2 protein-coding genes are annotated in these 807 nt (G+C 74.7%); both read left to right on the forward strand.

Annotation, left to right across the window (positions count from 1 at the left end; all coding sequences use genetic code 11):
* Positions 1 to 527: FAD-dependent oxidoreductase (locus ACYVE7_RS34965; protein WP_460370956.1), on the forward strand; the 527-nt coding region annotated here is incomplete at its 5' end.
* A gap of 33 nt (positions 528 to 560) precedes the next feature.
* On the forward strand, positions 561 to 807 hold a 247-nt coding region (locus ACYVE7_RS34970; protein ID WP_460370958.1), incomplete at its 3' end, for an AAA family ATPase.

Genomic DNA, 807 nt, shown 5'->3' on the forward strand with positions numbered 1-807 from the left:
CGCTCCTCGCCGCACCGATCGAGGCCCTGCACCGCTCGCACGGCGTGGACCTGCGGACCGGGCACACCGTCACGGAACCGGCCGTCGACGGGCCGGTGCTGTGCGCGATCGGGATGGTCCCCGACACCGGGCTCGCCGAACGGGCCGGGCTGATCGTCGAGGACGGGATCGTGGTCGACGACCGGCTCGCGACCTCCGATCCCGCGGTCTACGCGGCGGGCGACGTCGCACGGACCCCGTCCGCGCGGCGCGAGCACTGGTCGGACGCCCAGGCGCAGGGCGTCACGGCGGCCCGGAACCTGCTCGGCCGCGACGAGCCGCACACGGCCGTCCCGTGGTGCTGGTCCGACCAGTTCGGCCTGACGCTCCAGATCGCGGGCGAACTCACCGGCGAACTCAAGATCGACGGAGAGCTCGAAGCGCTCGACGCGTCGGTGACCTTCCTCACCGACGGCCGTCCCGCGGGCGTCGTCTGCTTCAACCGCCCCAAGGAGTTCCGCACCCTGCGCGGCGCCCTGGCCGGATGATCGCGGCGGGCCGCTGCGGTTAGGGTGGCGGCCATGCCGTTGCTGAACAGTCCTGTCTTCGTCGGGCGGTCGGGCGAGCTGGCGGTGCTGCGGGCGGCGCGCGCCCGGGTGGCCGCGGGGGAAGCGGCCGTGGTGCTGGCCGGGGCCGAAGCGGGCGGCGGGAAGACCAGGCTGACCACGGAGTTCCTCCGCGACGAGCCGGGGTTCGTCGGCGGCTGCCTCGAGGTCGGCCCGCCCTACGCGCCGTTCAGCGCGATCCTCCGGCGGATCGGCACCGAAC

It is taken from the genome of Actinocorallia lasiicapitis, assembly GCF_054778695.1.